We start from the raw sequence: 17,858 nt of genomic DNA, 5'->3' as shown, positions 1-17,858 counted from the left end.
ATCGGGCATCTTCGTTTGAGACGGCCCCAATGAGGCCCCCCATCACCCCGCCCGCCGCGGCATCCGGAACGGCAGCATGAACTGCACCAGCGGGTTGGCGAAGCGGGTGAGGGACAGGCTTTCGTGGACCGGGCGCACGGGCTCACCGTCGAGGGTCGAGGCGAGGAGCGAGCGGGCGTAGAACGGGGTGTCCTCGAAGGTGCGGATCACCGTCGCGGCCCCGTCGTCGCTGCGGGTGGCGCGGGGCATGCGCCAGAACCGCGTCTGCGGCAAAGCGGCGGGGAGCGGCGGGCGGATGTCGCGGCGGGTACCGTCGGCGGCAAAGCGCAGGGAGAGGTTCTGGAGGCTGCCGTCGCGGCGGCGCGCGTCGTAGAGGATCGCCGATCCGGCCTTGAGGTCGGCCCGGCACCAGGTCCAGTCGCTGAAAGACCGGCCCAAAGCGGTGTCGCCGTGGTTGGTGTCGAAATAGGCGGTGCCACGCCAGGACAGGCTCGGGGCGTCGAGGGTCACCTCCACGGGGGAGGAGGGCGCCATCGGCCACCAGCGGTGCCGGCCCTCCGCGTCGAGGGTGAAGGTCTCGCGCGTGAAGCCGTTGGGGCGCAGGCGGATCGTGCCGCGCACCCGCGAGGGGATCGGCGCCGTCACCTCGTCGAGGGTGAGGGTGAGCGTGGTGCCGTCCCAGGCGAGACCGCTCGGGCCGATCCGGATCTGCGACGCGTCCCGGCTCAGGGCATCCCGGCCGCGCTCGGTCATGCAGAAGCGGTTGGCGCGCTCCCCGTAGAGCACGACGTTCATGGTGCAGTGGTTGAACGGGTCGCGGCTGAGGTCCAGGGCGTAATAGGGCGAGAACACGCTGCCGATGAAGGCGATGATCGTGAGCCCCTGGCGCCCGTCCTCGCTCAGGGCGTCGACATACCACCAGACGTAACCGCCTTGGGCCACCGGCGTGTCGAAGCGCGGCCCGTCGCGGCGAGATCGGCCAGCAGGCTGTCCGCCGCGATCCGCCCCGATTGCGCCGCCATCGGCACCCCCGGCCCCGGATGGACGCTGCCCCCCGCGAGATACAGCCCCGGCAGCGCCGTCCTGGCCCCCGGACGCTTGAACGAGGCCATCCAGCCGTGCGAGGCCCGGCCGTAGAGGGCGCCCCCCGTCGCCGGAAACAGCCGCTCGAACCCCGCCGGATCGGTGGTCACCGTCCCGGGCGTCGCCTCGATCGTCAGCCCGCATTCCGTCAGCTTGCGACGCAGATTGGTCTCGCATGTGGCGATCTCCGTGGGGGCGAGGGGGCGCTCCCGGCCGAGGGCCGAAGCGTTGACGAGGCAGAGCAGGCGCTCGGGTCGGTCGAGGGCGGAATCGTCGTCGGCGCGGTCCTGCGCGCAGACATAGACGGTAGGATCGTCGGGCAGCCGGCCGGCGCGGAGCTCCGCGAATTCGTTCGCGTAGTCGCCCGAGAAGAACACGTTGTGCCGCACCAGCGGGAAGCCGGAAGTTTGGGCCTTCGCGCAGAGCGTCACCGCCGAGAGGGAGCGGGCATTCGGCGGCACCGCTTCCACCGCCCGCGCCGCGCGCGTGCCGAACAGGCCCGCGCCGAGGGCCGCCGCATCGGCATTGGCCACCACGAGATCGGCCGCGATCCGCTCGCCATCGGCGAGGTCGACACCGACGATGCCGCGCCCGTTCTCCACCGCGATGGCGGCCACCTGCGCCCCGTACCGGATGCGGGCGCCGTTCTCCTGCGCCAGTTCGGCGATGATGGCGGCGAGGCGGCTGAGACCGCCCTCCACGTGCCAGACGCCCTGGCTTTCCACATGCGCCACCAGCATCAGCGTCGCCGGGGCCTCGAAGGGCGAGGAGCCGCAATAGGTGGCGTAGCGCCCGAACAATTGGCGCAGGCGGGGATCGCGGAAGTACTCGCCCAGCGCCCCCCACAGGGTGGTGAAGGGCTGGATGCGCAGCAAGCCGCCGAGCCCCGACAGGCCGACGCGGCGGCCGAGATCGACCGGGCTCGGCCGCTCGCCCCGGATGAACGGCCGTTCCAGCGTGCCGTAGACCTCCGCCGCGCGGGCGCGAAAGCGGCGGTAGCCGTCCTCCTCGCGCGGCCCGGCGAAGGCCCGGATCGCCGCCGCCGATTCCTCGGGATCGGCGAACAGATCGAGGCGCTGGTCCGCCCCCCAGGCATGACGGGCGAGGATGGAGGCCGGGCTCAGCCTCACGCGATCCGACAGGTCGGCGCCGCATTCCGAAAAGATCTCCTCGAAGACCCAGCGCATGGTGAAGACGGTGGGGCCGGCCTCGACGCGCGCCCCGTCCGCCGCGACGCTGCGCATCTTGCCGCCGGGCGCGGCCGCACGTTCCAGCACGGTGACGTCGAGCCCCGCATGGGCGAGGCGCAGGGCCGCCACCAGCCCGCCGATCCCCGCTCCGATCACCGCAACCCGCTGCGCCGCCACTGTGTCACCTGTTTCTGCCTTGACGAGTGTCAATAATATCTGACACTTTGCAATGGCAATACGAAAAGACACCAGGGAGTGGCGCCATGGATGCCAACCGTCGGATCGAGCAGGCTCTCGACGCTGCCGTCGCCCATGCGGAGGCGCCCGGCGCGCCGCCGCTCCTGGCGGAAGCCATCCGCTACGCGGTCTTTCCCGGCGGCCACCGCATCCGCCCGCGCCTCTGCCTTTCGGTGGCGAGGGCCTGCGGCGACGACGATCCGGCGGCCTCCGACGCGGCGGCGGCGGCGATCGAACTCCTCCACTGCGCCTCCCTGGTCCATGACGACCTGCCCTGTTTCGACGATGCGCCGATGCGGCGGCAGAAGCCCTCGGTCCATGCCGCCTTCGGCGAGCCCCTGGCGGTGCTGACCGGGGACGCGCTCATCGTCTCGGCCTTCGAGACCCTGGCGCGGGGCGCGGCGCGCTCGCCGGCCCGGCTCGCCGCCCTCGTCGGCCTCGTCGCCCGCGCGGCGGGATCACCCAACGGCATCGCCGCCGGACAGGCCTGGGAATCGGAGCGCCATGTGGGGCTCACCGAGTACCAGCAGGCCAAGACCGGCGCGCTGTTCGCGGCGGCCACGGTCACCGGCGCGGCGGCGGCGGGCGCCCAGGCGCTGCCGTGGCGGCTCTTGGGGGAATGCCTCGGCGAGGCCTATCAGGTCGCCGACGACCTGCGCGACGTCGCCTGCCGCCAGGAAGAGGTCGGCAAGCCGGTGGGCCGCGACGCCACGCTGGGCCGGCCCAACGCCGCCGCCCTGCTCGGCATGGCCGGGGCGCTCTCGCGGCTCAAGCGCCTCGTGCGGGAAGCCGTGGAGGTGATCCCGGCCTGCCCCGGCGCCGATCAACTCCGCGCCGAGATCGAGGCGCAGACGCGCCTGTTCCTGCCGGCGAGCCTGGCGCGGGAATTGGCGTGAGCGGGGCTTGCCCCGATGTTGCGGGCCGATTCCGCGCCTGACGCGACGCCGATCATGAACCCTCCCCCCTCTGCGGGGGAGGGTGCCTGCGGAGCAGGCGGGAGAGGGGGCGACCTCTCCGGAGATGGCGCTCCCCTCTCCCGACCGTCGCTCACGCGAGGGCCACCCTCCCCCACACCAAGTCGGGCCTGCCCGACTTGGTCAGTCAGAGACGGATCTCGGGCAAGCCCGAGATCCGTGGGGGGAGGGCGACAGCGCGCCCTGCCTTTGCGCGAGCGCTGGCTCGCCTTCCGCAACCGCACCATCGCCAACCCGGCCTTCCAGCGCTGGGCCGCCGCCTTCCCCCTCACGCGGGGAATCGCCCAGCGGAACACCCGCGCGCTGTTCGATCTCTGCGCCGGCTTCGTCTATTCGCAGACCCTGTTCGCCTGCATCAGGCTCGACCTGTTTGCCATCCTCGCCCCCGGCCCGCTCGGGCTCGAGGCCCTGGCCGAGCGGACCTGCCTGAGGCCGGAGCGGGCTTTGCGCCTGCTGGACGCCGCCGTCTCGCTCGACCTGCTGCGGCGCCTGCCCGACGGGCGCTTCGCCCTGGCCGATCTCGGCGCGGCGCTGATCGGCAACCCGTCCATCGCCGCGATGATCGAGCACCACGCGCTCCTCTACGAGGATCTGCGTGACCCGGTGGCGCTCCTGCGCGGGGAGGGGGGCACGAGCCGGCTCGCCGCCTACTGGCCCTATGCGGGCGCGGCCGGCGACACGGCGATCCCGGCCGAGGCGGTGGCGGACTACTCGGCCCTCATGGCCGCCTCCCAATCCCTCATCGCCGAGGACATCCTCGATGCCTATCCGATGCACCGGCACCGCCTGCTGATGGATGTGGGCGGCGGCGAGGGGGCTTTCCTCCGCACGGTCATGCGGGCGACGCCCGGCCTCGCCGTCCGGCTGTTCGACCTGCCGGCGGTGGCCGCCCGAGCCACGGAGCGTTTCGCGGCCGAGGGCCTGTCCCACCGCGCCGAAGCCCAGGGCGGCAGTTTCCGCACCGCGCCCCTGCCGAAGGGCGCCGACGCCATCTCCCTCGTCCGGGTCGTCCACGACCATGACGACGACACCGTCCGCCTGCTCCTGCGCGCCGCCTACGAGGCGCTGGGCGATGGCGGCACGCTCCTGATCGCCGAGCCGATGGCCGGGACGGCGGGGGCCGAGCCGGTCACCGACGCCTATTTCGGCTTCTACCTGCTGGCGATGGGAAGCGGCCGCTGCCGCCGCCCCGCCGAGCTGACCGCGCTCCTCCAGGAGGCCGGATTTCGCGAGTGCCGCGAGATCCCGACGCGGCGCCCGCTCCTCACCCGCCTGCTGGTGTCCAGACGAATTGACACGCTGCAGCGTAAGTAAGGCTTGACGAATAAAAGTGTCAATCTAGGATGACACATCGAACGAGCGCCGCACCCGTCGCCATCGGGTTGAGGCACGAGACAGGGGAGGGTCGACCACAATGCACGCGCTGGCCGTCCTCTTCGAACGCCCCGAACAGCTGTCGCTCGCCGAACTCGCCCTCGATGCTCCGGGCCCGGCCGACGCGGTGGTCGAGACCCTGTGGAGCGGCATCAGCACCGGCACCGAGCGCCTGCTCTGGACGGGCCGGATGCCACCCTTCCCGGGTATGGGCTATCCGCTGGTCCCCGGCTACGAATCGGTGGGCGAGGTGGTGGAAGCCGGCCCCGCCTCCGGCCTCGCCGTCGGGCAGCGGGTCTTCGTGCCCGGCACCCGCTGCTTCGGCCCGGTGCGCGGCCTGTTCGGCGGCGCGGCCTCGCGCCTGGTGAGCGACGGCGCGCGCCTCGTTCCCATCGATGCGGATTTGCGCGAACACGGCATCCTGATCGCCCTCGCGGCCACCGCCTACCATGCACTCCACGCGCGTCCGGAAGGCCGCTCGCTCATCGTCGGCCACGGGGTGCTCGGGCGGCTACTCGCCCGCCTGACACGGATCGCCGGCGGCGAGCCGGTGGTGTGGGAAACGAACGCGATCCGGGCCACGGGCGCGCAGGGCTACGAGGTCGTGCATCCGGATGCGGACGAAACCCGCGATTACGGTTCCATCACCGATGTCAGCGGCGACGCCGCGATCCTCGACACGCTGATCGGGCGGCTCAGGCCCGGCGGCGAGATCGTGCTCGCCGGTTTCTACGAGGCGCCGCTCTCCTTCGCCTTCCCGCCCGCCTTCCTGCGCGAGGCCCGCATCCGCGTCGCCGCCCAGTGGCGGCCGGACGATCTCGCCGCGGTTCTGACCCTGATCGAAGGGGGGCGTCTCTCCCTCGACGGGCTGATCACCCATCGCGAAACGGCGGCGCACGCGCCGTCTGCCTATCGCACGGCGTTCGGTGAGCCCGAATGCCTGAAGATGATCCTCGATTGGAGAGCCGCTTCATGAACATGCAGCTGAACGGAGCCGCACTCCTGCGCGCCGAAGCCGCCATCGAGCCGGATGCGGCCCCCGTCTCCGCGACCAAGGAGACGCAGATCATCGCGATCTACGGCAAGGGCGGCATCGGCAAGTCGTTCACGCTGGCCAATCTCAGCTACATGATGGCCCAGCAGGGCAAGAAGGTCCTGCTCATCGGCTGCGACCCGAAGAGCGACACGACGTCCCTGCTCTTCGGCGGCCGCGCCTGCCCGACCATCATCGAAACCTCCACCAAGAAGAAACTCGCCGGCGAGCAGGTCGCCATCGGCGATGTCTGCTTCAAGCGCGACGGCGTCTACGCCATGGAGCTCGGCGGCCCGGAAGTCGGGCGCGGCTGCGGCGGGCGCGGCATCATCCACGGTTTCGAACTGCTGGAGAAGCTCGGCTTCCACGAATGGGGCTTCGATTACGTCCTGCTCGACTTCCTCGGCGACGTGGTCTGCGGCGGCTTCGGCCTGCCGATCGCCCGCGACATGTGCCAGAAGGTCATCGTCGTCGGCTCGAACGATCTTCAATCGTTGTATGTCGCCAACAACGTCTGCTCGGCGGTGGAATACTTCCGCAAGCTCGGCGGCAACGTGGGTGTGGGCGGCCTCGTCATCAACAAGGACGACGGCACCGGCGAGGCCCAGGCCTTCGCCGCCGCCGTGGGCATCCCGGTCCTCGCGTCCATCCCGGCCGATGACGACATCCGCAAGAAGAGCGCGAATTACGAGATCATCGGCCGGCCCGAGAGCCCATGGGGCTCGCTCTTCGCGGATCTGGCCCAGAACGTCCACGACGCCGCGGCCAACCACCCGACGCCGCTCTCCCAGGACGGGCTCCTCGGCCTGTTCAAGGGCGAGGCCGTGGGCCGGGGCGTCACCCTGGTCCCCGCCACCTTCGAGGATATGTGCGGCACGGTTCAGGTCGTGAAGCCGTCCCTCGAAGTCGTCTACGACGAGGTCTGACGCGCATGGCCGTCTCCCTCGACATCGCCGATCTGCGCGCCCGCAAGGAGCGCCCCGCCTCGACCCTGGCTCCCGCCGCATTGCCTGCGGAGGCGGTCAATCTCGCCGCCACCCAGTCCGACGGGCTCGGCTGCCATTCCGGCAAGGACGCGATGCGGGCGGCCGCCGAAGCCGCCGGGATGTCGGAGACGCTGGAGCAACTTAAAAAAGACTACCCGCAGGGGCCGCACGACCAGCCCCAGAGCATGTGCCCGGCCTTCGGCTCCTTGCGCGTCGGCCTGCGCATGCGCCGCACGGCGACGATCCTGTCGGGCTCGGCCTGCTGCGTCTACGGGCTCACCTTCACGTCGCATTTCTACGGGGCGAAGCGCAGCGTCGGCTACGTGCCCTTCAATTCCGAAACCCTCGTCACCGGCAAGCTGTTCGAGGACATCCGCGAGGCGGTGTTCGACGTGGCCAAGCCCGCCGATTACGACGCGGTCGTCGTCATCAACCTCTGCGTCCCCACCGCCTCCGGCGTACCGCTCCGGCTCCTGCCGAAGGAGATCGACGGTGTCCGCATCATCGGCATCGACGTGCCGGGCTTCGGCGTGCCGACCCATGCGGAAGCCAAGGACGTGCTCGCCGGGGCGATGCTGAAATTCGCCCGCTCCGAGGCCGAGCAGGGCCCGGTCCAGGCGCCGCGCCTCGGCCGCTCCGAGCGCCCCAGCGTGACGCTGCTCGGCGAGATGTTCCCGGCCGACCCGGTGGTGATCGGCGGCCTGCTCGAGCCGCTGGGCCTCAGCGCCGGCCCGGTGGTGCCGACCCGCGAATGGCGCGAACTCTACGCGGCCCTCGACTGCGCGGCGGTGGCGGCGATCCACCCGTTCTACACCGCCTCGATCCGCGAATTCGAACTCGCCGGCCGTCCCATCGTCGGCTCCGCCCCCGTCGGCCATGACGGCACCGCCGATTGGCTCGACCGGATCGGCGAGGCCTGCGCCGTGCCGCGCGCCATTGTGGAGGCCGCCAAGAACCGGCTCCTGCCGCTGATCCAGGGGGCGCTGGCCGCCGCGCCTATCAAGGGCCGGATCACGCTGTCGGGCTACGAGGGGTCTGAACTGCTGGTCGGCCGGCTCCTCGTCGAGAGCGGCGCGGACCTGCGCTACGTCGGCACCGCCTGCCCGCGCACGCCCTATTCGGAGGCCGACCGCGACTGGCTGGAATCACGCGGCGTCATGGTGCGCTTCCGCGCCTCGCTGGAGGACGACCTCTCCGCCATGCGCGAGTTCCGCCCGGACCTCGCCATCGGCACCACGCCGGTGGTGCAGGCCGCCAAGGAGCGGGCGATCCCCGCTCTCTACTTCACCAACCTGATCTCGGCCCGCCCGCTCATGGGCGTCGCCGGCGCCGGGTCGCTCGCCAAGGTCATCAACACGGCGCTCGGCAACCGGCACCGGTTCGACGCCATGCGGGACTTCTTCGACGGGGTCGGCGAGGGCCATGCCGCCGGGATCTGGGAAGAGGTGCCGAAAGTCCGCCAGAACGTCGCCTCGGCGACGCGCGGAAAACCCTCCCACAACCCGATCGGGGAGATGGCCTGATGCTCGTTCTCGATCACGACCGGGCCGGCGGCTATTGGGGCGCCGTCTACGTCTTCACCGCCATCAAGGGGTTGCAGGTCGTCATCGACGGTCCCGTCGGCTGCGAGAACCTGCCGGTCACCTCGGTGCTCCACTACACCGACGCGCTGCCGCCGCACGAATTGCCCATCGTGGTCACCGGGCTGGCCGAGGAGGAACTCGGCCGCCACGGCACCGAGGCCGCGATGAAGCGGGCCCATGCCACCCTCGATCCGGGCATGCCGAGCGTGGTCGTCACCGGTTCCATCGCCGAGATGATCGGCGGAGGAGTGACCCCGGAGGGCACCAACCTCCAGCGCTTCCTGCCGCGCACCATCGACGAGGACCAGTGGCAGACCGCCGACCGGGCGATGTCCTGGCTCTGGCAGGAATACGGGGCGCGGAAATTCGCCAAGAAGGGCATCCCGGCAAGGCCTCCCCGCAAGGAGGGCGAGCGCCCCCGCGTCAACATCATCGGCCCGGCCTACGGCACCTTCAACATGCCCTCGGATCTCGCCGAGATCCGCCGCCTCGTGGAGGGGATCGGGGCCGAGGTGAACCTCGCCTTTCCGCTCGGCTCGCATCTCGCCGACGTGCCCAAACTCGTGAATGCGGATGCCAATATCTGCCTCTACCGCGAGTTCGGCCGCCTGCTCTGCGAAGCCCTGGAGCGGCCCTACCTGCAGGCGCCGATCGGGCTGCACGCCACTACCCGGTTCCTGCGCAAGCTCGGTGAGATCCTCGGCCTCGATCCGGAGCCCTTCATCGAGCGCGAGCGCCACACCACGATCAAGCCGGTCTGGGACCTGTGGCGCTCGGTGACCCAGGACTTCTTCGGCACGGCGAGCTTCGGCATCGTCGCCTCCGACACCTATGCGCGGGGCGTGCGGCGTTTCCTCGAAGACGAGATGGGCCTGCCCTGCACCTTCGCGATCTCGCGCCGGCCCGGCGCCAAGACCGACAACGCGGCGGTGCGGGACGCGATCAAGGCCAACCCGCCCCTCGTCCTGTTCGGTTCGTTCAACGAGCGCATGTACGCGGCCGAATGCGGATCGCGGGCGGTGTTCGTGCCGGCCTCCTTCCCCGGCGCCATCATCCGCCGCCATACCGGCACGCCCTTCATGGGGTTCTCGGGCGCGACCTACCTCATCCAGGAGGTCTGCAACGCCCTGTTCGACATGCTCTTCCACATCCTGCCGCTCGCCCGCGACATGGACCGGGTCGAGGCGACGCCGGCGCGAATCCACCGCGAACTGCCCTGGGACGAGGCCGCCCGCACCCTCCTCGACGACCTCGTCGAGACCCATCCGGTGCTGGTGCGGATCTCGGTGGCCAAGCGCCTGCGCGACGCGGCCGAACGGGCGACCCGGAATGCCGGGCAGGACCGCGTCGGCCCGGCCGAGGTCGAGCGCGCGCATGCGGACCTTACCCTCGGAGCGGCGGCATGAGCGCCCCCGCCCCACACCCTCTTTCCGGCTGGAGCGGCGCGGCGCCGTTTCCGTCGAGGACCGGCCTTCTCGCGAGGCCGACCGCCGCGGATCGTGGACAGGAGATTTCCGCCATGCAGTCGATGACCATGCCGTCCCGCCAGTCCCTTTCGCGTCCCGCCCCGTCGCGTCCGATGACGCGCCTGCAGCGGCACGCGCTGCAGTTCCGCCTCCTCCTGGTGGCGACCTATCCGTTCTTCCTCGCGGCGGCCGCGCTCCAGCGCCTCGTCCCGGCCCGGGCTCCGGTGGGCCATGGGCTCATCGCCCGGCGCTCGGTCTTCGGCGAGGCCAAGGCCATGGCCGAGTCGGCGATCCCCTTCGTCTTCATGGGCTGACGCTTTCCGGGGCCGGATCGCCCCGGGCCGATGCCCGCCCGATCCGGAACCCGAACGACCTCCCGTCCGACGAGGGGGGAACGACCGTCGCGAGCGCCGCTGCCGGCCCCCGCGACCTCACCCGCCGCGCGTGGACCACGCCCGGCCAGACGAAAGCGGAGGCTCACATCATGTCCAGTGGAATCGAGAAGGCGAGCAGCCTGTCCGGGCTGACCGAACCCGAAGCCAAGGAGTTCCACGCGATCTTCCTGACGAGCTTCATCATCTTCACGGCCATCGCCGTGGTCGCGCATATCCTCGTCTGGATGTGGCGCCCGTGGCTGCCCGGCCCCAAGGGCTACGCCGCCCTCGACACCGTCACGAGCGCCGCGCACGGCCTCGTCTCGATGATCTCCTGAGGAGGAACGCACCCATGCACAAGGTCTGGCTTCTCTTCGACCCGCGCCGCACGCTGGTGGCGCTCTTCACCTTCCTGTTCATCCTGGCGCTGCTGATCCACTTCATCCTGCTCAGCACCGACCGGTTCAACTGGCTGGAAGGCCCCAAGGCCCCGCGCGCCGCCAATGCGCAGACGCTGGTCCTGCCGACGATGCCCGCCTGACGGGGCGGGCCGGGATCACCCTCCTCCCCCTCCGGTCTCGGGCTCGCCCGAGACCCGCATGTCAGGTGCCCATATCGGGCAAGTCCGAGATGGGTGCGGGGAGGAGTTGGAGGTGGGGGTGATTGAGCGACCCTCCTACTGCGGAGGCTGGCGGCGCCACCCCCACCCCTGGCCCCTCCCCACAAGGGGGAGGGGGACGACGCGCACCCTGACGGATGCGCCCATCCATCAAGAATCGTGACCTGTGAAGCCGGGAGGTATTCGCGATGGCGATGCTGAGTTTCGAACGAAAATACCGCGTCCGCGGCGGCACGTTGCTCGGTGGAGACCTGTTCGATTTCTGGGTCGGGCCGTTCTATGTCGGGTTCTTCGGCGTCACGACGTTGTTCTTCTCGGTGCTCGGCACCGCGCTGATCGTCTACGGCGCGGCGCTCGGGCCGACCTGGAACATCTGGCAGATCAACATCGCGCCGCCCGACCTCAAATACGGGCTGGCGCTCGCCCCCCTCAAGGAGGGCGGCCTCTGGCAGATCATCACCTTCTGCGCCATCGGGTCGTTCGTCTCCTGGGCCCTGCGCGAGGTCGAGATCTGCCGCAAGCTCGGCATCGGCTACCACGTGCCCTTCGCCTTCTCGGTGGCGATCTTCGCCTATGTCTCGCTGGTGGTGATCCGGCCGTTCCTGATGGGCGCCTGGGGCCACGGCTTCCCCTACGGCATCCTCTCCCATCTCGATTGGGTCTCGAACACCGGATACCAGTACCTGCACTTCCACTACAATCCGGCGCACATGCTGGCGGTGTCGTTCTTCTTCACGACGACCTTCGCCCTGTCCCTGCACGGCGCCCTGATCCTCTCGGCCACCAATCCGGGCAAGGGCCAGGTGGTGAAGACCCCCGAGCACGAGGACACCTTCTTCCGCGACACGATCGGCTACTCGATCGGCACGCTCGGCATCCACCGGCTCGGCCTGTTCCTCGCCCTCTCGGCGGGCTTCTGGAGCGCCGTCTGCATCATCATCAGCGGCCCGTTCTGGACCCGTGGCTGGCCGGAATGGTGGGGCTGGTGGCTCAATCTCCCGGTCTGGCGCTGACGCGCGCCGCAGAATTCACGACGCGAAACCGGTGACCAATCCTGCGAAACCTGCTGAGCGGGGCACGACGACCATGGCCTACTATCAGAACATCTTCACCGAGGTCCAAGTCCGCTCCACCATTCCGGAACTCGGCGTTCCCGTCGATGTCGACCGGCGCTGGGGCACGCCGTTCCACAGCTACCTGTTCGGCCTGTTCGGCAACGCCCAGGTCGGCCCGATCTATATCGGCTATCTCGGCGCCCTCTCGGGCGTGTGCTTCCTCATCGCCTTCGAGATCGTCGGCCTCAACATGTGGGCCTCGGTGAACTGGGACCCGGTCCAGTTCGTGCGCCAATTGCCCTGGCTCGCCCTGGAGCCGCCGCGACCGCAATACGGGCTCAAGATCCTGCCGCCGCTGCAGGAGGGCGGATGGTGGCTGATCGCCGGCTTCTTCCTCACCGCCTCGATCCTGCTGTGGTGGGTGCGGCTCTATCGCCGCGCCCGGGCGCTCGGCCTCGGTACCCACGTGCCCTGGGCCTTCGCCTCCGCGATCTGGCTGTTCCTGGTCCTCGGCTTCATCCGGCCCATCCTGATGGGGTCGTGGAGCGAGGCGGTGCCCTTCGGCATCTTCCCGCATCTCGACTGGACCGCCGCCTTCTCGCTCCGCTACGGCAACCTCTTCTACAACCCGTTCCACATGCTCTCGATCGTCTTCCTCTACGGGTCGACGCTGCTCTTCGCGATGCATGGCGCCACCATCCTGGCGGTGAGCCGCTTCGGCGGCGAGCGCGAGATCGACCAAATCGTCGATCGCGGCACCGCCACCGAGCGCGCCGCCCTGTTCTGGCGCTGGACCATGGGCTTCAACGCCACCATGGAATCGGTCCACCGCTGGGCCTGGTGGTTCGCCGTGCTGACCACCCTCACCGGCGGCATCGGCATCCTGCTCACCGGCACGGTGGTCGACAATTGGTATCTCTGGGCGGTCAAGCACGGCGTCGCCCCGTCCTATCCGCAGGTCTATGCGCCGGTCGTCGATCCCTTGAGCATGCCGGGGGCGGTCCCATGAAGACGTTTTTCACTGTCCTCGCTGGCTCGATCGCCTTCTTCCTCACCGTCGCGATGTTCGGTCTGACCGACTGGGACCGGCCGCCCCTGGCGGTTCAGCAAAGCGGCTTTCGCGGCACGGCGATGGACCAGATCCATACCCGCGCCGGGGCGGCCGAGACGAAGGCGGCCAATGTCGCGCCGGCGCCGGCCGACCCGGCCGAGCCCGGCGAGGAACTCGCCGGCGCCACCTACGAGAATGTTCAGGTCCTCAAGAACGTCAGCGTCAACGAGTTCAACCGCCTGATGGTCTCGATGACCGAATGGGTCAGCCCCGAACAGGGCTGCACCTACTGCCACAACACCGAGAACATGGCCGACGACAGCCTCTACCAGAAGAAGGTCGCCCGCCGGATGCTGCAGATGACCCAGCACATCAACGAAAGCTGGAAGGACAACCATGTGGGGGGCACGGGCGTCACCTGCTTCACCTGCCATCGCGGCCAGCCGGTGCCGGCCCATGTCTGGTTCACCGATCCCGGCCCGAACCGGCCCGGCGGCTTCATCGCCCGCAACAACGGGCAGAACCTGGCCAAGGCCTCGGTGGGCCTCGCCTCGCTGCCCTACGACACGCTGACCGAGTACCTCGCCGACAAGACCATCGACAACAACGCCATCCGGGTGAACGCCACCACGGCGCTTCCCACCACCAAGGGCAAGCCGATCCAGGACGCCGAGAAGACCTACGGCCTGATGATCCACATGTCGGAGGGCCTCGGGGTCAATTGCACCTTCTGCCACAACACAAGGGCGATCTCGAACTGGTCGCAGAGTACGCCCCAGCGCACCACCGCCTGGCACGGCATCCGCATGGTGCGGGACATCAACGGCAATTACCTCGAGCCGCTGACCTCGACCTTCCCCACGGCCCGCCTCGGCGTGCTCGGCGACGTGCCGAAGGTGAATTGCACCACCTGCCACAACGGCCAGAGCAAGCCGCTCAACGGCGCTCAGGTCATCGGGCCCTATCCCGAACTGGCCAAATCCACCGAGACGGCGAGCGCGGCGGACCCTGCGCCGGCAGACCCGGCTCCGACCCCAGCGCCGCAATAGATTTTCGGGGATAGACAAAAGGGGTGGGTTCTTTGGGATCCGCCCCTTTTGCTTGCGCGGACGGGCACCACACCAAGTCCCAAGCGAGCCCGTCTCAGCGGGCACGGTCGAGCATCCCCTCACTCCGCACGTCTCCTGGATTCACACCTGCTCTTTCAGGCAGAGCGCGTCCCTCTCCCCCTTGTGGGGAGAGGTTAGGAGTGGGGGTGGCTCCGCTTGCCTCCGCACCCTGAGGGTCGCCCAACCACCCCCACCTCCAACTCCTCCCCACAAGGGGGAGGAGGGCTCGTCAGCGCAGCATGCGAAATGTGTGAATGCCGTAGCCCGGCCGGGAGAGGGGAGAAGAGCGTGCCCCATGGTTGCGGGAACCGCCGACCAGCCCTTCAGGCCACGGCGTGCTGTGTGACTCCGCGGCGTCCCGACCAGCGTTCCAGCACCTCGGGGATGCTGCCGGCACCCTCGGGGCGGCCGATATAGTAGCCCTGGCCCTCGTCGCAGCCTTCCTGGCGCAGGCGCTCGAACTGGATCTCGTTCTCGATCCCCTCGCCGGTGGTGCGCATGTGCAGGCTCAATCCGAGGCCGATGACGGCGCGGACGATGAAGGCGGATTCGTCGGCCGCGGTGATGTCGCGGACAAAGGACTGGTCGATCTTGATCTTGTCGAAGGGGAAGCTGCGCAGGTAGCTCAGCGACGAGTAGCCCGTGCCGAAATCGTCCATGGCGATCCGGACGCCGAGGCGTCGCAGGGCGTGCAGGGTGGCGAGGGTCGCGGCATTGTCCTTGAGCAGGACCGATTCCGTGATCTCGAGCTCCAGCCGCGCGGCGGGGAGGCGGCTGACGCTCAGCGCCTCCTTGACCGAATGGATGATGATGCCGTCCCGGAACTGGGCCACGGAGACGTTGACCGCGACCCGGATGCCGTCGGGCCAGCGCATGGCCTCGGTGCAGGCGGTGCGCAGGGCCCAGGCCCCGAGTTGCACGATGAGGCCGATCTCCTCGGCGACCGTGATGAAATCCCCCGGGGGAACGAGGCCCCGCTCCGAATGATGCCAGCGCATTAGCGCTTCGAACCCGCCGACGCGGCGGCCGCGAAAATCGTAGATCGGCTGGTAGAACATCTCGAACGCGCCCTGGGCCACCGCCTCGCGCAGGTCGAGTTCGAGGGCGCGGCGGGCCTGGAGCCGGATGTCCATCTCCACCTCGAAGAAGCGCCAGGTGCCGCGCCCATCGGCCTTGGCGCGGTAGAGGGCGACGTCGGCGTTCTTGAGGAGCTTGTCGCAGCTGGTGCCGTCGCCGGGCGCGAGGCAGATGCCGATGCTGACCCCGACCGCGACCTGCTGGCCGTCGAGCTCGTAGGGATTGCTCACCACGTCCACGATCCGCCGCGCCAGGATGGTGGCCTCCTCCGGGTAGGTCACGCCCGCGAGGATGATGGCGAATTCGTCGCCGCCGAGCCGGGCCACGGTATCGACCTCGCGCAGGCAGGCGCTCAACCGGTTGCCCACCGCCTTGAGGAGTTCGTCCCCGACCGGGTGCCCGAGGGTGTCGTTGACCTCCTTGAACCGGTCCAGGTCGAGGCAGAGCACGGCGAACATGCCGCCGCGCCCGAGATGGGCGAGGGCCTCCTCGATCCGCTCGCCGAACATGGCGCGGTTGGGCAGGCCGGTGAGGACGTCGTGGCGGGCCATGTAGGCGATGCGGGCATCGGCCTGGCGCCGCTCGGTCACGTCCTCGTAGGTGGAGACCATGCCGCCCCCGGCCACGGGCTTGTGCGTGACGGCGAGGACACGTCCGTTACCCATCTGGCGGAAGCCCGAACCGGCGGCCGAGATCTGCCGTCCCTCGATCTCGAAGACCGTGCCCTCCTCGGCCGAGGCCAGGTAGAGCGAGGCCACGTCCTCGTAGGGCGTGCCGAGCGGCAGGTCTTCCGGCGCGAGGTCGAACAGCTCGCAATAGCGCCGGTTGACGACGGTGAGGTGCCCCTCGGCGTCGAACAGGCACAGGCCCTGGGACATGTTGTCGAGGGCGGTGTCGAGGCGCAGGTTGGTCGATTGGAGATGCGCCTCCTGGACCTTCAGCAGGGTGATGTCGCTGCAGACCGCAATGAAGCCGCCGGTGCGGGTACGGCTGCGGCTGATCCGGAGCCAGCGCCCGTCGAGAAGCTGCGTCTCGCGCGGCGCCGCCCAATCGTCGTCGTCGGAGAGGAGCGTGCGGGCGAGCGCGTTGCCGTCGCGGGCGACCTCGGCGAGCGAGGTGTCCCGCGGCAGCGGCTCGTGACCGAATCCGAGGAAATCCTCCGCCTGCCCGTTGATGAGCGCGATCCGCCCGGATTGATCGACCACCACGATGCCTTCGAGGGAGGTCTCGAGGGCGTCGGCGAGATGCGCCTCCGCAGAAATACGCTGCGCGACCTCCTGCTCCATCGCCCGGCGGATGTTGTCGCGCATGACGCCCATGGAGGCGAGGAGGGCGCCGAGTTCGTCCGCGCTGCCGGACGGGATCGTCACGCTGAGGTCGCCGGCCGCGATCCGCGACGCGACCATGGACGCATCCGCCACCGGCCGCATGATGCGCCGCGCCAGCAGGAAGGCGACGAAGGCCGACATGGACAGGGCGAGCAGCGTGCCGAACAGGTTGATCTGCGTCTCGCGGGCGACGATGGCGCGCGCCTGCTGCCGGTAGATGAAACCGTCGCCGGCGGTGTGGTTGATGAAGAGGTCGAGATGCTCTTCGGCGGCGGCCGCATGCCGGTCGACGACGTCCCAATCGGCCTCCCTCGTCTCGCGGCCGGCGAGGACGGAGCGGGCGGCGTCCCAATCCTTCACCGAGCGCTCCACGGCTTGCGCCGCCTGGGTCGCGCGGCTCGACTGGGCCCGCTCGACCGCCACGGCGAGATCCTCGGCGAACACGCGGCTGAGGGTCTCGAGGCGGCCTTCGAGCTGCGTCTTCACGGCGGCATCGGCGCTCATCCGACGACGGGATTCCAGGGAGCGCATATTGGCGAAATCGGCGGCGGCGGCCCGCGCGTAATTGATCGACATGAGGGACTGGTCGAAGGTCCGGCTCACGAGTTCGTCGGCCCGGCGGATCCCCGAGGCCGCCGAGAGGCCGAGAATGCCCGTAATGGCGGTCATGATGAGAAACGCGATCAGAATTCGACCGCGGATAGTGCCGGCAAAAGAGACAGCCGTGGCGACCGGCCTCGGCCAGATCCTCTCGCCCGACTTGGCGGATTTCCCACCGTGAATAGAATTCATTAAGTGTGTCTCATCCGGCCCATCGTAAATTGTTCGCCTGTAATAGTTAAGCTGGGCTTGAAACCTTCATACAGCTTTGCCAATTAACAGCATATTTACTTGCCCCGGTGAAAATGCGAAAGGGCAAAAAATCATACCTACAGGTTGCATGAGACGCATCACTTCATTCAGCGCTGCCTTCGCCTTGGTCGCGACCGGCGTCGCCGCCTTTGCCCTCCATGCCTCGGCGGCCGGACAGGTCTACCGCATCTCGCAGAAGGGGCGGGCGTTCCAGCCGAGTGCGCTGGTCATCAAGAAAGGCGAGACCGTTCAGATCGTCAACGACGACGGCGACCTCCTGCATCACGCCTATATCGACTCCCCGACATTCCGCTACGATTCCGGCGATCAGGAGCCCGGCGGCAAGGCCGAGATCGTCTTCCCCGTGAGCGGGACCTTCGCCGTCCTGTGCGGCATCCATCCCAAGATGAAGCTGGCGGTCCGCGTCGACGGCAACTGACCGCGACGCGTCCCGGATGCCGGCCCGG

Annotated in this window: 16 protein-coding genes; 13 read left to right on the top strand and 3 right to left on the bottom strand. The window is 69.3% G+C overall.

What is annotated here, in order from left to right:
- Nucleotides 1-42: 42 nt before the first annotated feature.
- Nucleotides 43-942, bottom strand: coding sequence for a carotenoid 1,2-hydratase (locus RQI43_RS00325; protein ID WP_311273835.1), 900 nt, complete (start codon nucleotides 940-942; stop codon nucleotides 43-45).
- Nucleotides 900-2,450, bottom strand: a complete 1,551-nt coding sequence (gene crtD, locus RQI43_RS00320) for a 1-hydroxycarotenoid 3,4-desaturase CrtD (RefSeq protein ID WP_311273834.1) — start codon at nucleotides 2,448-2,450, stop codon at nucleotides 900-902. The genes RQI43_RS00325 and crtD overlap by 43 nt, the downstream gene beginning before the upstream one ends.
- Before the next feature lie 86 nt (nucleotides 2,451-2,536).
- On the opposite strand from crtD, the gene RQI43_RS00315 reads away from it, so the two are divergent.
- The 12 genes from RQI43_RS00315 to pufC all read left to right on the top strand — a co-directional run bounded on the left by RQI43_RS00315 (nucleotide 2,537) and on the right by pufC (nucleotide 14,074).
- The gene (locus tag RQI43_RS00315; RefSeq protein ID WP_311273833.1) at nucleotides 2,537-3,406 is read left to right on the top strand and encodes a polyprenyl synthetase family protein; all 870 of its coding nucleotides are present in this window, start codon (nucleotides 2,537-2,539) and stop codon (nucleotides 3,404-3,406) included.
- 237 nt (nucleotides 3,407-3,643) lie between these two features.
- Complete coding sequence (locus tag RQI43_RS00310; protein ID WP_311273832.1) at nucleotides 3,644-4,798, top strand: methyltransferase; 1,155 nt, start codon at nucleotides 3,644-3,646, stop codon at nucleotides 4,796-4,798.
- 100 nt (nucleotides 4,799-4,898) lie between these two features.
- Nucleotides 4,899-5,834 (top strand): chlorophyll synthesis pathway protein BchC, encoded by a 936-nt coding sequence (gene bchC, locus RQI43_RS00305; protein WP_311273831.1) that lies wholly within the window; start codon nucleotides 4,899-4,901, stop codon nucleotides 5,832-5,834.
- Entirely contained in the window at nucleotides 5,831-6,817 is a 987-nt protein-coding gene (locus RQI43_RS00300; RefSeq protein ID WP_056425345.1) for a chlorophyllide a reductase iron protein subunit X, read from the top strand. The genes bchC and RQI43_RS00300 overlap by 4 nt, the downstream gene beginning before the upstream one ends.
- A 5-nt stretch (nucleotides 6,818-6,822) precedes the next feature.
- Nucleotides 6,823-8,400, top strand: coding sequence for a chlorophyllide a reductase subunit Y (gene bchY / locus RQI43_RS00295; protein ID WP_311273830.1), 1,578 nt, complete (start codon nucleotides 6,823-6,825; stop codon nucleotides 8,398-8,400).
- A complete protein-coding gene (gene bchZ / locus RQI43_RS00290) occupies nucleotides 8,400-9,866 on the top strand; it encodes a chlorophyllide a reductase subunit Z (RefSeq protein WP_311273829.1) in 1,467 nt (488 codons plus the stop codon). The genes bchY and bchZ overlap by 1 nt, the downstream gene beginning before the upstream one ends.
- A 122-nt stretch (nucleotides 9,867-9,988) precedes the next feature.
- Nucleotides 9,989-10,240 (top strand): hypothetical protein, encoded by a 252-nt coding sequence (locus RQI43_RS00285; protein ID WP_405030537.1) that lies wholly within the window; start codon nucleotides 9,989-9,991, stop codon nucleotides 10,238-10,240.
- Between the two features lie 170 nt (nucleotides 10,241-10,410).
- Nucleotides 10,411-10,638 (top strand): light-harvesting antenna LH1, beta subunit, encoded by a 228-nt coding sequence (pufB, locus tag RQI43_RS00280; RefSeq protein ID WP_018043292.1) that lies wholly within the window; start codon nucleotides 10,411-10,413, stop codon nucleotides 10,636-10,638.
- A 14-nt stretch (nucleotides 10,639-10,652) separates the two neighbouring features.
- Nucleotides 10,653-10,841 carry a light-harvesting antenna LH1, alpha subunit gene (pufA, locus tag RQI43_RS00275; protein ID WP_018043293.1) on the top strand — a complete coding sequence of 63 codons (189 nt, stop codon included), beginning with the start codon at nucleotides 10,653-10,655 and terminating at the stop codon, nucleotides 10,839-10,841.
- 266 nt (nucleotides 10,842-11,107) lie between these two features.
- Nucleotides 11,108-11,932, top strand: a complete 825-nt coding sequence (gene pufL, locus RQI43_RS00270) for a photosynthetic reaction center subunit L (RefSeq protein ID WP_311273828.1) — start codon at nucleotides 11,108-11,110, stop codon at nucleotides 11,930-11,932.
- A gap of 73 nt (nucleotides 11,933-12,005) precedes the next feature.
- Nucleotides 12,006-12,983 carry a photosynthetic reaction center subunit M gene (gene pufM / locus RQI43_RS00265; protein ID WP_056425355.1) on the top strand — a complete coding sequence of 326 codons (978 nt, stop codon included), beginning with the start codon at nucleotides 12,006-12,008 and terminating at the stop codon, nucleotides 12,981-12,983.
- Nucleotides 12,980-14,074 (top strand): photosynthetic reaction center cytochrome PufC, encoded by a 1,095-nt coding sequence (gene pufC, locus RQI43_RS00260; protein ID WP_311273827.1) that lies wholly within the window; start codon nucleotides 12,980-12,982, stop codon nucleotides 14,072-14,074. The genes pufM and pufC overlap by 4 nt, the downstream gene beginning before the upstream one ends.
- Before the next feature lie 383 nt (nucleotides 14,075-14,457).
- On the opposite strand, the gene RQI43_RS00255 is transcribed toward pufC, so the two are convergent.
- Entirely contained in the window at nucleotides 14,458-17,331 is a 2,874-nt protein-coding gene (locus RQI43_RS00255) for an EAL domain-containing protein (RefSeq protein WP_405030526.1), read from the bottom strand.
- Between the two features lie 148 nt (nucleotides 17,332-17,479).
- Here RQI43_RS00255 and RQI43_RS00250 point away from each other — a divergent pair, with 148 nt between their 5' ends.
- Entirely contained in the window at nucleotides 17,480-17,830 is a 351-nt protein-coding gene (locus RQI43_RS00250; protein ID WP_056425364.1) for a hypothetical protein, read from the top strand.
- Nucleotides 17,831-17,858: the final 28 nt, after the last annotated feature.

This window comes from Methylobacterium sp. WCS2018Hpa-22 (assembly GCF_031843785.1).
GTDB lineage: Bacteria > Pseudomonadota > Alphaproteobacteria > Rhizobiales > Beijerinckiaceae > Methylobacterium.
This window is presented reverse-complemented; position numbering and strand designations above follow the sequence as displayed.

Excerpts from the sequence above, each read along its gene's own strand:
- RQI43_RS00315 (WP_311273833.1), top strand. The coding sequence starts at position 2,537 with ATGGATGCCAACCGTCGGATCGAGCAGGCTCTCGACGCTGCCGTCGCC.
- bchC (WP_311273831.1), top strand. The coding sequence starts at position 4,899 with ATGCACGCGCTGGCCGTCCTCTTCGAACGCCCCGAACAGCTGTCGCTC.
- RQI43_RS00300 (WP_056425345.1), top strand. The coding sequence starts at position 5,831 with ATGAACATGCAGCTGAACGGAGCCGCACTCCTGCGCGCCGAAGCCGCC.
- bchY (WP_311273830.1), top strand. The coding sequence starts at position 6,823 with ATGGCCGTCTCCCTCGACATCGCCGATCTGCGCGCCCGCAAGGAGCGC.
- bchZ (WP_311273829.1), top strand. The coding sequence starts at position 8,400 with ATGCTCGTTCTCGATCACGACCGGGCCGGCGGCTATTGGGGCGCCGTC.
- RQI43_RS00285 (WP_405030537.1), top strand. The coding sequence starts at position 9,989 with ATGACCATGCCGTCCCGCCAGTCCCTTTCGCGTCCCGCCCCGTCGCGT.
- pufB (WP_018043292.1), top strand. The coding sequence starts at position 10,411 with ATGTCCAGTGGAATCGAGAAGGCGAGCAGCCTGTCCGGGCTGACCGAA.
- pufA (WP_018043293.1), top strand. The coding sequence starts at position 10,653 with ATGCACAAGGTCTGGCTTCTCTTCGACCCGCGCCGCACGCTGGTGGCG.
- pufL (WP_311273828.1), top strand. The coding sequence starts at position 11,108 with ATGGCGATGCTGAGTTTCGAACGAAAATACCGCGTCCGCGGCGGCACG.
- pufM (WP_056425355.1), top strand. The coding sequence starts at position 12,006 with ATGGCCTACTATCAGAACATCTTCACCGAGGTCCAAGTCCGCTCCACC.
- pufC (WP_311273827.1), top strand. The coding sequence starts at position 12,980 with ATGAAGACGTTTTTCACTGTCCTCGCTGGCTCGATCGCCTTCTTCCTC.
- RQI43_RS00255 (WP_405030526.1), bottom strand. The coding sequence starts at position 17,331 with ATGAATTCTATTCACGGTGGGAAATCCGCCAAGTCGGGCGAGAGGATC.
- RQI43_RS00250 (WP_056425364.1), top strand. The coding sequence starts at position 17,480 with ATGAGACGCATCACTTCATTCAGCGCTGCCTTCGCCTTGGTCGCGACC.